12 protein-coding genes are annotated in these 13966 nt (G+C 62.3%); 9 read left to right on the forward strand and 3 right to left on the reverse strand.

Annotation, left to right across the window (positions count from 1 at the left end):
• Positions 1-17 precede the first annotated feature (17 nt).
• Positions 18-1268, forward strand: coding sequence for a D-amino acid dehydrogenase (locus tag A6U86_RS22255; protein WP_068395323.1), 1251 nt, complete (start codon positions 18-20; stop codon positions 1266-1268).
• A 22-nt stretch (positions 1269-1290) separates the two neighbouring features.
• On the opposite strand, the gene A6U86_RS22260 is transcribed toward A6U86_RS22255, so the two are convergent.
• Positions 1291-4317, reverse strand: a complete 3027-nt coding sequence (locus A6U86_RS22260; protein WP_068395325.1) for a glycoside hydrolase family 38 C-terminal domain-containing protein — start codon at positions 4315-4317, stop codon at positions 1291-1293.
• 274 nt (positions 4318-4591) lie between these two features.
• Positions 4592-5788: an MFS transporter gene (locus tag A6U86_RS22265; protein WP_068395327.1), complete on the reverse strand. Its 1197-nt coding sequence runs from the start codon at positions 5786-5788 to the stop codon at positions 4592-4594.
• A gap of 119 nt (positions 5789-5907) precedes the next feature.
• Between A6U86_RS22265 and A6U86_RS22270 the strand changes: the two genes are divergently transcribed.
• From A6U86_RS22270 to A6U86_RS22295, 6 genes are all read left to right on the forward strand, one after another.
• On the forward strand, positions 5908-6744 hold the full coding sequence (locus A6U86_RS22270; RefSeq protein ID WP_068395330.1) for a helix-turn-helix domain-containing protein: 837 nt from the start codon (positions 5908-5910) through the stop codon (positions 6742-6744).
• A gap of 61 nt (positions 6745-6805) precedes the next feature.
• Complete coding sequence (gene cobF / locus A6U86_RS22275) at positions 6806-7582, forward strand: precorrin-6A synthase (deacetylating) (RefSeq protein ID WP_068395332.1); 777 nt, start codon at positions 6806-6808, stop codon at positions 7580-7582.
• A 58-nt stretch (positions 7583-7640) separates the two neighbouring features.
• Positions 7641-9071: a precorrin-3B synthase gene (cobG, locus tag A6U86_RS22280; RefSeq protein ID WP_083196959.1), complete on the forward strand. Its 1431-nt coding sequence runs from the start codon at positions 7641-7643 to the stop codon at positions 9069-9071.
• A gap of 2 nt (positions 9072-9073) precedes the next feature.
• The gene (locus A6U86_RS22285) at positions 9074-9706 is read left to right on the forward strand and encodes a precorrin-8X methylmutase (RefSeq protein WP_068395334.1); all 633 of its coding nucleotides are present in this window, start codon (positions 9074-9076) and stop codon (positions 9704-9706) included.
• The gene (locus A6U86_RS22290) at positions 9703-10440 is read left to right on the forward strand and encodes a precorrin-2 C(20)-methyltransferase (RefSeq protein ID WP_068395336.1); all 738 of its coding nucleotides are present in this window, start codon (positions 9703-9705) and stop codon (positions 10438-10440) included. The genes A6U86_RS22285 and A6U86_RS22290 overlap by 4 nt, the downstream gene beginning before the upstream one ends.
• The gene (locus A6U86_RS22295; RefSeq protein ID WP_068396006.1) at positions 10437-11201 is read left to right on the forward strand and encodes a precorrin-3B C(17)-methyltransferase; all 765 of its coding nucleotides are present in this window, start codon (positions 10437-10439) and stop codon (positions 11199-11201) included. Before A6U86_RS22290 ends, A6U86_RS22295 begins: the two co-directional genes overlap by 4 nt.
• Here A6U86_RS22295 and A6U86_RS22300 read toward each other — a convergent pair.
• Positions 11165-11935, reverse strand: coding sequence for a cobalt-precorrin-6A reductase (locus tag A6U86_RS22300; RefSeq protein WP_068395338.1), 771 nt, complete (start codon positions 11933-11935; stop codon positions 11165-11167). The two genes, A6U86_RS22295 and A6U86_RS22300, sit on opposite strands and share 37 nt — an antisense overlap.
• Between A6U86_RS22300 and A6U86_RS22305 the strand changes: the two genes are divergently transcribed.
• Both A6U86_RS22305 and cobM read left to right on the forward strand, forming a co-directional pair.
• Complete coding sequence (locus tag A6U86_RS22305; RefSeq protein WP_068395340.1) at positions 11919-13160, forward strand: bifunctional cobalt-precorrin-7 (C(5))-methyltransferase/cobalt-precorrin-6B (C(15))-methyltransferase; 1242 nt, start codon at positions 11919-11921, stop codon at positions 13158-13160. The genes A6U86_RS22300 and A6U86_RS22305 overlap by 17 nt on opposite strands.
• Before the next feature lie 19 nt (positions 13161-13179).
• Positions 13180-13938: a precorrin-4 C(11)-methyltransferase gene (gene cobM / locus A6U86_RS22310; RefSeq protein WP_068395342.1), complete on the forward strand. Its 759-nt coding sequence runs from the start codon at positions 13180-13182 to the stop codon at positions 13936-13938.
• Positions 13939-13966: the final 28 nt, after the last annotated feature.

Consider the following 13966-nt stretch of genomic DNA (forward strand, 5'->3'; position numbering starts at 1 on the left):
AATTCACTGGGGACATCATGAAAGTCGTCGTTCTGGGTGCCGGCATCATCGGCGTGACATCCGCCTATCAGCTCGCCAAGGCGGGACACGAGGTCACTGTCATCGACCGGCAGCAAGGCCCGGCGCTGGAAACGAGCTTTGCCAATGCCGGTGAAGTCTCCTTCGGCTATTGCTCGCCCTGGGCCGCGCCCGGCATTCCCATGAAGGCGATCAAGTGGCTGTTCATGCACCACGCACCCCTGATCCTGCGTCCGAAGGTCGATGCCGCCATGCTGTCATGGCTGGTCAAGATGCTGTCGAACTGCACCTCGGAACGCTATGCTATCAACAAGAGCCGGATGCTGCGGCTCGCCGATTATAGCCGCATCTCGCTCGCCCAGGTGCGCGAGGAAACCGGCATTGCCTATGACGAGCGCATGCAGGGCACGCTGCAGCTCTTCCGCACCCATCATCAGCTCGATGCGTCGGCCAAGGACGTCAAGGCTCTGGCCGCTGACGGCATCCCCTATGAAGTGCTCGATCCCGATGGCTGCATCCGCGTCGAGCCGGCGCTCCGGCATGTCCGCGAGAAGATCGTCGGCGGCCTGCTGACACCGAAGGACGAAACGGGCGATTGCTTCAAGTTCACCAACGCGTTGGCCGCCAAGGCAATCGAATTGGGAGTCCAGTTCCAGTATGGAGCGACGATCAAGGGCCTCGACGTACAAGGTGGCCAGGCGCGTGGCGTCCTGACGGATCGCGGGCGCGTCGACGCCGATGCGGTCGTCGTTGCGCTCGGCAGCTATTCGCCGCTACTGCTAAAGCCGCTCGGCATCCGGCTCTCCGTCTATCCGGTCAAGGGCTATTCGCTGACCATCCCGATCACCGATGCCTCGCGCGCTCCGGAATCCACAGTGATGGACGAGACCTACAAGATCGCCATCACCCGTCTCGGCGATCGCATCCGCGTTGGCGGCATGGCCGAGATTTCCGGCTATACCAATGATCTCGGCCTTCCCCGCCGACAGACGCTCGAACATTCGGTCACCGATCTCTTCCCCGGCGGCGATGTCGCCAAAGCATCCTTCTGGTCGGGATTACGGCCGATGACCCCGGACGGAACGCCGGTGATCGGACCGACGAAGGTCAAGGGACTGTTCCTCAACACCGGGCACGGCACGCTCGGATGGACCATGAGTTCCGGCTCGGCGCGCGTCATCAGCGACCTCGTCAGCGGCCGTAAGCCGGATATCGACGCGACCGATCTTGCCATCAGCCGCTACGCCTGAGGCCTGCCTCGCGACGCAGCTATTATCGCCTGATCAGTCTCCAGCTCCTGACCTCGAAGGGCAGGATGTCGGAGCCGGCATCACGGACCTGCGGCTCTTCCATCAGCGTGACGGCATCGCCAACCCGCCAGCCGTTCGCCGCTTGAACAGACAAGCTGCCCCGACGGCCGGCCGGCTCATAGAGGCGAAGGATCAGCCCGTCGCCGTCTTCCGCCGGCTTGATGGCCGAAAGCGCGACAGGCACTCCCGCCACATCAAGTGCCGTGAATGACGTCTCGGCCAGGTTCGCAGCCGAGGCAACGATCAAGGGCTGGTTCAGGTCCTCCGCTTCCTCGCGCACGCCGCCGCTGTGCCATTCGCCGGCATGCGGCATGAGCGCATAGGTAAAGCTCTGCTCGCCTTCATCCGCCAGCGGATCGGGATAGATCGGCCCGCGCACCAGGCTGATGCCGAGCACAATATCGCGGACGCTATGGCCGTATTTGGCATCATTGAGCAATGCGACGCCGAAATCCGGCTCACTCAGATCGACAAAGCGATGAGCAACCGCCTCGAACATCGCCGCATCCCAGCTGGTATTGGTGTGTGTCGGGCGGCTGACGACACCATAGGCGCATTCGAATGTCGCCGTTTGCGAGCGGATCGCCACCGGGCTCAACGAACGCAGCAGCGTGCGACGATCGTGCCAGTCGATGCTGGTCTCGATGTCGAGCCTTCGCGAATTGGCGGTCAACGCATAGTGCTGCACGATGCTGGAATCGCGATAGCGATGAACTACCTTGATGGAAGCTCTGTGAGGCTCTTCTTCAACCAGCTCGATGCTCTCGGGCTTATCGAGCCGAACGCCGGCCTCGGCATAGTCGGCATCGATATCCCAGGCGTCCCAATTACGCGGCTTGTCGACGGGATAGACCCAGAGCTGATTGGCCGGTTCTGCCAGCGCCTCGCGCCCGCTCGCCTTGTGGACGAGGCTCTGGACGGCCCCATCGGCACCGATAACAATGGCAAGATGCTCATTCTCAAGCCGATCCGCTGAAGCCTGCAATCCCACCGCCGGCTTCAAAGCTGCGCGGTCGAATACACGGATGGACAAGGGTTCAATGCTGTCGCCGGCCGACACGATCGAGCCATCGGGGAGCACGGCATTGAACGGCCGAGCGTCGAGCGACGGATTGACGACAACGACGGCATCCGCGACGGCACCCTTCGGCAAGCCCGAAACAATCGCTTCCATAGCCTGCCGCTGAACCGCCTTGGCATGGTCTATGACCCCGGAAAGCTCCCGCTCCGCATCCTGATAGACCTCGCGGATGCTCGATCCCGGCAGTATGTCGTGGAACTCGTTCTTCAGCGTCACGCGCCATTCGGCCTCGAGGCTGGTCGGTGACGCTGCTCCGGCCATATGCGCGATGGACGACACGGTCTCGGTCGTGATCAAGGCTCGTTCGGCCCTGCGATGCAGCCGTTTCACCCCGCTCTGGCTTGTCAGCGTCGCGCGATGCAATTCGAGATAAATCTCGCCGGACCAGATAGGCAGTCGTTTTTCCCCTGCAGTCACATGGGCGCTGGTGAAGAAATCCGCCACCTTGCCCCATCGCGCTTTGGGGATTGCCGGGAATGCGCGCAATTGCTCCTCCCGCTCCACCATTTCCGGCGTCACCCCGCCGCCGCCATCGCCATAACCGACCGCCAGAAGCGAAGTATCGTGCAGCGTCTTGCCGCGAAAATTCTTCCAGGTCGGCAGAAAGCAATCCGGTCGGACGAAGCCATTATAGCCTTCCATCGGATTGTCGAAGACATGCGCGAGGACACGGCTGCCATCCAGCCCCTCCCACCAGAACAGGTCATAGGGAAACTTGTTGGTTTCGCTCCAATTGACCTTGATGGTGAAGAAGCTTTCGATCCCGCCCTGGCGCAGCAATTGCGGTAAAGCGCCGGAGAAGCCGAAGCAATCCGGCAGCCAGCAGATGGTATGGCGCGCACCGAAGGTCTTCTCGAAATAACGCTGGCCGTAGAGGATCTGCCGAACCAGGCTTTCGCCTGTCGGCATGTTCGTATCCGGCTCGACCCACATGCCGCCGATCACCTCCCAGGAGCCCGCCGCAACCTTCTCCTTGATCCGAGCAAACAGCTCGGGATCGTCGGCTTCGATCTGGGCATAGTAATGCGCCGTCGACTGGTTGAAGCGGAAATCGGGAGAACGCTCCATCAATGACAGAGCGGTATGAAACGTGCGGCGCATCTTCCGACGCGTCTCGTCGTAGGGCCAGAGCCAAGCGAGATCGATATGGGCATGGCCGGTCAGCAGCAACTCACCGTTCTGAGGGTAACGTTGCTGAAGAGCACTCAAGCGGGCCAGCAATTGCTCATAGGCTTCTGCCACGCTTTGGCGTTCACGGTTGGAGAGTGCTGAAGGGCTCTCTATGAGCTCCGGCAATTCCCAGATCTTTCGCTGGCCCTCGGCGCCGGCCGTGCGCGCGATATAGGGCTCGGTGGCGGACGGCCAATCGAGGCTGCGCAATGCCGCCTCTGCGGCATCCAGCATATGCGGCACGACCTCGTGCTCACTGAGCGCACCGATTGCCTCGGCGATCTGCCGCAGCAGGAGATGCAGCCGATGGACTGGCAGATCCAGCCAGGCGAGGCGGGCACGGTTCAGCTTCGGCTGTCGGTTCGGCTCACCGAAGGGAAAGCGGGCAACGCTGTCGGTGTTGATCGCCAGATTGCGGCCCTTCAACGGAAATTCCTGATGATAGGGATCGAGACCAAAGCTCTCCTGCTGCCCCTCTCCAAAGTCGAGCGTTATCAGGCTTTCCCCGCCGAGATCGAGCTGCAGACGTGTCTCCTCAAGAGGCCAATCGGCCGGTACGCTGGCTTGCGCGGCAAAATGCACGACGCCGTTTCGATGCGGCCAGGCCTGACCGATGGCAACCCCCTCGCCGTCGGACGTCCAGCCCTCGATGCCTAGCGTGCTACGCTCCCGCCAATGGTCAAGCTCTGCAGTACGTACCTTCAGGCGATCCAGACGCTGGGCGAGGCTGAGAAACATGGCTGTCCTACCGGGTTCGATGTCAACGCAAATCGGGATGAACTGTCAGGGTGCATATGTGTCGCGTACGAAAGGAAACCAGAGCGTCAGCGCACCCTCCCGGCCGACTTGATGTCCACGCGCACTCAACGGCCTCCCACCAGCGACGCGTGCGCAACTTAGGATGAAGGCATGTCGGATAGCCAGGGCCGATCGGAGAAATCACCGACCTGGAGATAAGTTTGTCCTGAATAAACAAGAAAGCAGGCAGAGCCATCAGCTCTGCCTGCTTGGATCAATGCCGCGGTATGCGGGGCAAAAAGATCGTGAACAGGCCGAGCAGTGGCAGATAGGAGCAGATCGTATAGACGAAGGAAATGCCATGCGTATCGGCAAAATCCCCGAGCGCTGCCGCACCCAAGCCACCTGCACCGAAGGCAAAGCCGAAGAAAATGCCGCCGATCAGTCCGACACGGCCGGGGATCAGCTCCTGTGCAAACACCACGATCGCCGGGAAGGCCGAAGCGAAGATCAGCCCGATCACCACAGTCAGGACGCAGGTCCAGAACAGATCCGCATAGGGCATCAACAGCGCAAAGGGGATGACGCCGAGGATCGAGAACCAGATGACGAAACGTGCGCCGAGACGGTCACCCACCGGGCCGCCCATGATCGTGCCGACGGCTACAGAGCCGAGGAAGAGGAACAGCATCAGCTGGGCGTCGCGGACATCGAGGTGGAATTTCTCGATGACGTAGAAGGTGAAGTAGCTCGATATGCTCGCCATGTAGACGTTCTTCGTCGCCGTCAGCAGGATGAGGATGGCAAGCGCCCACATCGCCTTGTTGCGGGCGATCGGCAAGGTGCGGCTCGGCGCAGGGCGCGCCGATTGCTGGCGACGATGGTTGACAAACCAGGTGCCGACCCAGCTCAGAACGATGAAGCCGATAACGGCAAGCACCGAAAGCCAGGCGACGCTCTTCTGGCCATGTTGAAGTACGAAGAAGGCCGCAATCAACGGCCCGATGGCCGAACCGGCATTGCCGCCGAGTTGGAACAGCGATTGCGCCAGACCATGACGGCCGCCGGAGGCGAGACGCGCCACACGCGAGGCTTCGGGATGAAAGACGGCCGAGCCGAAGCCGATCAGGCTGGCGGCGATCAGCAACATGCCGAAGCTGCCGGCATAGCCCAGCAACACGAGGCCAAAGAATGTGCTGACCATGCCCACTGGCAGCGAATAGGGCATCGGCCACTTGTCCGTCACGATGCCGACCACCGGCTGCAGCAGCGACGCGGTGATCTGGAACATCATCGTCAGCAGGCCGATCTGGACGAAATCGAGTGAGTAATTCTCTCTGAACATCGGATAGAGCGACGTCAGCAGCGATTGCATGATGTCGTTCAGCAAGTGGCAGGTGCTGACAGCCACCACGATCGAGATCGTCGTCTTCTCGAATCGGGTTTGCGTACCCGAAAACGCCGCAACCATTGGGATTTCCTTCCAGCGTCGGCGACGTCCGCCGACCATAGTGTTTGATCCGCCTTTTACACGGCTTGCCGTTGTCCTTCTTTCGTGTTTTGGTCCAATAGTTTCGCGATTGGGCCAATATGGAAAAGCTATCGAAGCAGTTGCTGGCGACCCTCGACAAAGACCATGTGCAGAACATGCGCTGGATGGAGGAATCACCTGCGGATGTGCTCGTTCACAGCGCCGAGCCACCACAGGGCTACACCGTTCCTTGGCACCATCATCGGCGCACGCAATTGCTCTGCATCTTCGCCGGCGTCGCCCTGATCATGACGGCGCGGGGCCGCTGGATGGTGCCTCCCGGCCATGCCCTGTTCATTCCAGTCGGCCTCGAACATTCGATCGAGATCCTGAGCGATGTCAGCATGAAATCCGTCTATGTGATGCCGCGCGGCCAGCCTGCGAAGGAGGAGGCTCCGCGCGTCGTCGAAGTCACGGATCTCGCCCGCAGCCTGCTGCTGGAGGCCATTCGCTTGGGGGAAGCACCGGCCAGCCACCGAAAGGCCAAGCTGGTCCTGTCGCTGCTCGTCGAGGAAATCGCCACCCTGCCCGAACGGCCGCTGGGCCTCCCCTTCCCCTCTGACCGCCGGCTGACCGCGCTCTGCCGCGACTACCTCGCCAACCCATCGCCGAACGCTAGACTGGACGACTGGGCCGAGAAGCTTGCCATGAGTCGGCGGACGTTCACGCGGCAGTTCCGCAAGGAAACCGGTATCAGCTTCACGACCTGGCGCCAGCAGGCAAGCGTCTTTGCCTGCCTGCCGCGACTGGCCGAGGGGCAGCCCGTTACCAACGTGGCGCTTGAAGCTGGCTACGAAAGCGTGGCCGCCTTTACCACCATGTTCCGGCGCGTGCTCGGCACGCCGCCGAGGGCCTACATGGTCAACCGCTGGACCTTCGACCGACAGTCGACCTGAAGGCTTCCTCTTGAAATGATCAGGCGCTTCCGGCAAACAGCGCTCGAGCGAGGAAAAACATATGCGGTATATTCACATCGTCGGTATCGGCACGGGAAATCCCGAACATCTGACCGTGCAGGCGATCAATGCGCTGAACGCTGCCGATGTCATTTTCATTCCCAGTAAGGGCGCGGCAAAGACGGAACTTGCCGACGTTCGCCGGGAGATCTGCCATCGCTATGTCACCAACAACGCGACGCGCTTCGTTGACTATGACGTGCCCTCGCGCCAGACGGCCGATCGCAGCTACGTTGAGAGTGTCGACGAGTGGCACGAAGCCATCTCGGCGACTTATGAGCGGCTATTTCTGGAGCATTTGACGGACAGCGAAAGCGCTGCCTTCCTCGTCTGGGGCGATCCGGGCCTCTACGACAGCACGCTGCGCATCATCGACCGGGTCAGCGGGCGTGGCAAGGTGGCACTCGATTACAGCGTCATTCCCGGCATCACCAGCATTCAGGCGCTGACAGCAAGCCACCGCATTCCGCTCAACCTCGTCGGCAAGCCGGTACAGATCACCACGGGCCGGCGGCTGGCCGAGAGCTTTCCGGACGTAGCCGAAACCGCCGTCGTCATGCTTGATGGCGAACAGGCCTTCAGCAAGATCGACGACCCAGACGCCTATATCTATTGGGGAGCCTATCTCGGAACGAAAGACGAGATCATCATTGCCGGCAGGCTGGTTGATGTTTCCGAACACATCCTTTCGACACGTGAGCAGGCGCGCGCCAGACACGGATGGATCATGGACATCTATCTCATGCGCAAGGGGCACGATTTCGACGATCGGGAATGAGCAACGAGAGGCCAATTCATTTGCTCGCCGATCTCCTTTGTGCAAGGAAATGTCCTTTATGAAGGACAGTCTCATGGTTGCGACCAAAGGGCAGAGTATGGAAGGGCAAGCGTGCGTCTCGCAAGAGAACGCCGAACCGCGTGCCGCTGCATCGCCGCTGCCCTCCATGGTCCGTGGCGCCTGCCCTTCGCTGAGTGCGCCGATGCCAACGGGCGACGGCCTGCTCGTGCGGCTTCGCCCGGCAACGCCGGGATTGACCGTCACCCAATTTCGCGCGCTGGCCGATGCCGCCGAGGCACACGGCAACGGATTGATCGAGATCACCGCACGCGGCAATCTACAGCTGCGCGGCATGACCCCGCAGAGCATGGAAGGGCTGGCGGCCGATATCAACAGCGCCGGCATCGTTCCAGAAAGTGGTGTTGCCATAGAGTTGCCGCCGCTTAGCGGATTGGACCCGATCGAGATCGCCAACGTCCGTGATTTGGCCGGCCGTCTCCGGCAGGCGATCGAGGCGCTTCGCCCAAGGCCGCTCCTCGCGGCCAAACTGGCTGTTATCATCGATGGCGGTGGGCGGCTGACATTGGACGGGCTCTCGGCCGACATCCGGCTGCGAGCGGAAATCTCCGCCGATAGCCCACCTCTTTGGACTCTTGCAATATCCGGTACGGCCATAACGGCCAAGCCGATTGCGGCGGCACTCCCGGATGAACAGGCGATCGCAGCCGTGATCTCATTGCTGCAAACCCTCGGAAACATCGGGCCTGGCGCTCGTGGCCGCGACCTCGATGCAGAGGCCCTGCGTGCCCTGTTTCATTTCGACGGCTCCCGTGGACACGATGTGCGAGACCCATCCATCTCCCCCGTCGGCCTTATCTCTCTCGATGCAAAGCGCAACGTCCTCGGATTACGCCCATCCTTCGGCCAGATGCATGCGGCGCAGCTTCGCCGCTTTCTCGCCGTTGCGGAGAGAGCCGGTGTCAGTGAGATCCGTACGGCGCCCGAACATGCGATACTGTTACTGGGGCTGTCATCAAGTGCAGCTGAACAGCTGCGCACGGCAGCAACTGATTGCGGCTTTCGAACCCGCGCCGATGATCCGGCGAACTATGCTATCCCCTGTTCCGGCGCAGGCGCTTGTGCTTCCGCTCATTATGCCACAAGACAGGCCGCGACCGATCTCGTTGGCATCGCCCCCGAATTGCTCGACGGTTCCCTCGACGTGCATCTGTCGGGCTGCGAAAAGGGCTGCGCCCATCCGGGTCAGGCGATGCTTACGATCATCGGGGCTGCAACGGGCTATGCTATTGTCGTAAATGGGTCAGCATCGAGCGAGCCGGTGACCTACATCGGCAGGGACAAGCTGAAATCAGCACTGGCCGAACTCGGTAAACTGGTGCGAAACAACAAAGCTGCTGGCGAATCGGCCGGGCAGTGTCTTAAACGGCTCGGCCGGGACGCAATCGCGACGGCTTTACGACAGGGATAGAAATGCCTGACTATGACTATATCCGCGAGGGGGATGCGATCTATGAACGCTCCTTCGCGATCATCCGCAGCGAAGCAGACTTGTCGCGTTTTCCCGAAGCCGAGGCCGATGTCGCTGTCCGCATGATCCATGCCTGCGGATTGGTGGAAGCGGCGAAACACTTTCTTTTCTCCCCCGATTTTGTCTCGTCTGCCCGCAAGGCGCTATCTGCCGGCGCACCGATATTTTGCGATGCGGAAATGGTCGCCCGCGGCGTCACCCGTGCCCGTCTGCCGGCTGCCAACGAGGTGATCTGCACGCTGCAGGATCCGCGCACCGCCGACATCGCAAAATCGATCGGCAACACACGCTCGGCTGCCGCCATGCATCTATGGGCCGAACGCCTTGCCGGTTCTGTGGTTGCCATCGGCAATGCGCCGACTGCTCTCTTCCACCTCCTGGAAATGCTGCGGGACGGCGCTCCGAAGCCTGCAGCCATCATCGGCATGCCCGTGGGCTTCGTCGGCGCGGCGGAATCCAAGGATGCCCTTGCGGAGAATTCCTACGGCGTTCCCTTTGCCATAGTCCGCGGCCGCCTCGGCGGCAGCGCCATGACGGCCGCTGCCCTCAATGCTTTGGCGAGGCCAGGCCTATGAGCACATCATCCAGTGGACAGTTGATCGGCGTCGGCACCGGTCCGGGCGATCCGGAACTGTTGACCGTCAAGGCCGTCAGGGCCTTGGAGCGCGCCGACGTAGTCGCCTACTTCGCCAAGCAGGGCAGAGGCGGCAACGGAAAGGCGATCGTCGGCGAATTTCTGAAGGCAGATGTGACGCTGCTGCCGCTCTACTATCCCGTCACGACGGAGATCGACAAGGACGCACCGGAATATGGAAGGCAGATCACTGCCTTCTACGATGCCTCCGCCGAGATGGTGGCTGCGCAACTGCGCGAGGGCAAGACAGTTGCCGTGCTCAGCGAAGGCGACCCGCTCTTCTACGGTTCCTACATGCATCTGCATGTGCGCCTGGCCGATCGCTTCCCGACCGAGGTCATACCCGGCGTCACCGCCATGTCCGGCTGCTGGTCGCTTGCCGGCCTGCCGATGGTGCAGGGAGACGACGTTCTCTCGGTTTTGCCGGGAACGATGAAGGAGACCGAACTGGCCCGCCGCCTCGGCGATACGCAGGCCGCCGTGATCATGAAGGTGGGCCGCAACCTGCCGAAGATCCGCCGCGCGCTGGAACTGGCTGGCCGGCTGAACGAGGCCATCTATGTTGAGCGCGGCACGATGGCGAACGGGGCTATGACGCCGCTAGCAAGCCGCGACGATGCCGAGGCGCCGTACTTCTCGCTGGTGCTGGTCCCCGGATGGGAAAACAGGCCATGAGCGGGCGCCTCTATGTCATCGGCACAGGGCCCGGCAATCCCGAACAGACCACGCCGGAAGCGTTAGCAGCTGTCGCGGATGCTACCGAGTTCTTCGGCTATGGCCCCTATCTGGATCGCCTGACGCTTCGCGCCGATCAGATCCGCCATGCCTCGGACAATCGCGAGGAACTGGACCGCGCCAAGGCGGCGCTGGAGCGCGCTGTAGCGGGAGCCAATGTCTGCGTCGTCTCGGGCGGCGATCCCGGCGTCTTTGCCATGGCAGCGGCAGTCTGCGAGGCAATCGATCATGGGCCGGAAGAATGGCGCTCCATCGACCTCGTCGTCGTGCCGGGAATTACCGCCATGCTCGCCGTTGCTGCGCGTATCGGCGCCCCGCTCGGACACGATTTCTGCGCGATTTCACTGTCGGACAATCTGAAGCCCTGGCCTATTATCGAAAGCCGGCTGCGTGCCGTCTCCGAAGCCGGTCTCGTCATTGCGCTCTATAATCCCATCAGCAAAGCGCGGCCCTGGCAGCTCGGCACAGCCTTCGAAATCCTGCGGACCACATTGCCTGCAGACACGCCCGTCATCTTTGGCCGCGCCGCCGGGCGCCCGGATGAGCGGCTGACAATTGCACGGCTGGCGGATGCTGAGGCGTCGCAGGCTGATATGGCGACCTGCGTCATCATCGGCTCGGCCGAGACGCGCGTCATTGCCCGCGAAGGACACCCGGATCTGGTCTACACGCCGCGCTTCATCAGGGAAGAGACGAGATGATCGATCCGATCGAGCGCAGCTTCGAGTGTTTCGACCGCCGGCAGGCCGGTTGCCTCGGTGCGTTCGATCATGATCACCTTGATCCCAAGCTGCCGCGCAGCCTCGATCTTCGCATAGGTGGTATCGCCGCCGCTATTCTTGGCGACGATCACATCAATGCCATGCTTGCGCAGCATCTCCAGCTCATCCTCCAGCCGAAACGGCCCCCTGCTGTGGATGTAGCAGACGTCGGGCGCCGTCAGCGGCGGGTCAACCGGATCGACGCTGCGGACCCAATAGTGGTGATAGGGAGCGGCATCGGCATAGTGAGCCTCCTGCCGCCCGGTCGCCAAGAACACTCGCTTGGGCGTCGCGCCAAGAGCCGCGATGGCCTGCGGGACGCTATGAACGAAAAGCCAGTCATCTCCTTCGACAGGCACCCAGGCCGAGCGACGCAGCGCAAAGGCCGGAACATCACTTTGAGCCGCCGCTTGTGCGGCATTGGCGGAGATGCGCGCCGCGAAGGGATGGGTTGCGTCGATCATCAGATCGATCCCTTCGTCCTGGAGATAACGGGCAAGACCCTCCGCGCCGCCGAAGCCGCCGCTGCGCACCGGAACCGGCTGTGGAGCCGGATCGGCGGTTCTGCCGGCCAGCGACAGGACGACATCGAGATCGGCGCGGGGAGCAAGTGCTGCCGCCAGCGCACGGGCTTCCGTCGTGCCGCCCAGGATCAGAATGCGAGCCTTGCCCATGGCTGAGACACCTTCAGTTCAACGCTGGCTCACTCTTATCGGCATCGGCGAGGACGGTCCAGCCGGGCTTGGCGACGAGGCCAAACGGTTGATTGCTTCTGCCCCGGTCGTTTTTGGCGGCGTGCGCCATATCGAATTGATGCAGCCGCTGATCACCGGCGAGGCCCGGCCATGGCTGAGCCCGTTCGAAAAATCTGTGGATGCGGTGCTCGCCCTTCGTGGTAGGCCGACCGTCGTGCTCGCCTCCGGTGATCCCTTTTTCTACGGCGTCGGTGCAACGCTCTCGCGGCAGATCCCCGCCGTCGAAATGACAGTCATTTCCGCGCCCTCCTCCTTCAGCCTTGCGGCTTCACGACTTGGATGGCCCCTGCAGGATATCACCACCCTTTCGCTGCACGGACGCCCGATCGATCTCATCCGTCCGCATCTGCATCCGGGCCGCAAGATTCTGGCGCTGACATCCGATGGCAAAGGCCCGGCCGATCTAGCCGCCCTGCTGGTCGCGGCAGGCTTCTGTCAGTCTACGCTTACGGTTCTCGAGGCGCTCGGCGGTCCGCAGGAGAAGGTTTCGCAGCAAATAGCAGTCGACTTTGCATTGGCCGATATCAACGACCTCAATATCTGCGGCATCGAGGTCAAGGCCGACGACGGCGCCCGCATCCTGCCGGTAGTTGCCGGTCTTGCCGATGAGCTTTTCGAGCATGACGGCCAGATCACCAAGCGGGAAATACGCGCGGTGACGCTGTCTGCTTTGGCGCCACGTCGTGGCGAGCTGCTGTGGGATATCGGTGCAGGCTCGGGCTCGATCGGCATCGAATGGATGCTTGCCGACCCATCGTTGCGCGCCATCGCCATCGAAGCCTCCGGCGAACGTGTTGCTCGGATGCGCCGCAACGCGGCGAATTTCGGTGTACCGGGCCTCACCATCGTCGAGGGCGAGGCGCCAGACGCGCTTGCGAGCTTGCCGACGCCCGATGCCATTTTCATCGGTGGCGGCGGCAGCGACGCAGGTGTGCTCGACGCCGCCATCAGCCAGTTGCGACGTGGTGGCAGACTGGTCGCCAATGCGGTCACGACCGAGATGGAAGCCATTCTGCTCACCGAGCACGCACGGCGCGGTGGCTCCCTGATCCGCATCGATATCGCCCGGGCCGCTCCCGTCGGCCACATGACCGGCTGGCGGCCGGCCATGCCGGTGACGCAATGGTCCTGGATCAAGCCATGAATAGAGACGAGGTAAAGCAATGACGGTGCATTTCATCGGCGCAGGCCCAGGAGCTGCGGACCTGATCACGGTTCGCGGTCGCGACCTGATCGGCAAATGCCCGGTCTGCCTCTATGCCGGCTCGATCGTCTCGCCGGAGCTGCTGCAATATTGCCCGCCCGGCGCCCGCATCGTCGACACCGCGCCAATGTCGCTGGACGAGATCGAGGCCGAATATCTGAAGGCCGCAGCTGCCGGCGAGGATGTTGCACGCCTGCATTCCGGCGATCTTTCCGTCTGGAGCGCGGTCGCCGAACAGATCCGCAGGCTTCAGCAGCATGGCATCGACTATACGCTGACGCCAGGCGTTCCCGCTTTCGCCGCCGCCGCCTCCGCGCTCGGACGCGAACTGACCATCCCTGCCGTTGCGCAAAGCCTCGTTCTCACCCGCGTTTCCGGTCGCGCCTCGCCGATGCCGAACAATGAAACACTTGAGAAATTCGGTGCCACCGGCGCGACGCTTGCCATCCATCTGGCGATCCATGCGCTCGCAAAAGTCGTCGAGGATCTGACGCCGCTTTATGGTGCGGATTGCCCGGTTGCGATCGTCGTCAAGGTCTCCTGGCCGGACGAGCGGATCCTTCGCGGCACGCTTGCCACGATCGAGGCGCAGGTGGCGGCGGAACCAATCGAGCGGACCGCCCTGATCTTCGTCGGCCCATCGCTCGGCGCCAGCGATTTCCGTGAGAGCTCACTCTACGATCCGACCTATCAGCGCCGTTTCCGTGGCCGGCAATAGCGACGCACCTGGTTGCAAAACATGCCGA

It is taken from the genome of Rhizobium sp. AC27/96 (genome assembly GCF_001692325.1).
GTDB lineage: Bacteria > Pseudomonadota > Alphaproteobacteria > Rhizobiales > Rhizobiaceae > Rhizobium.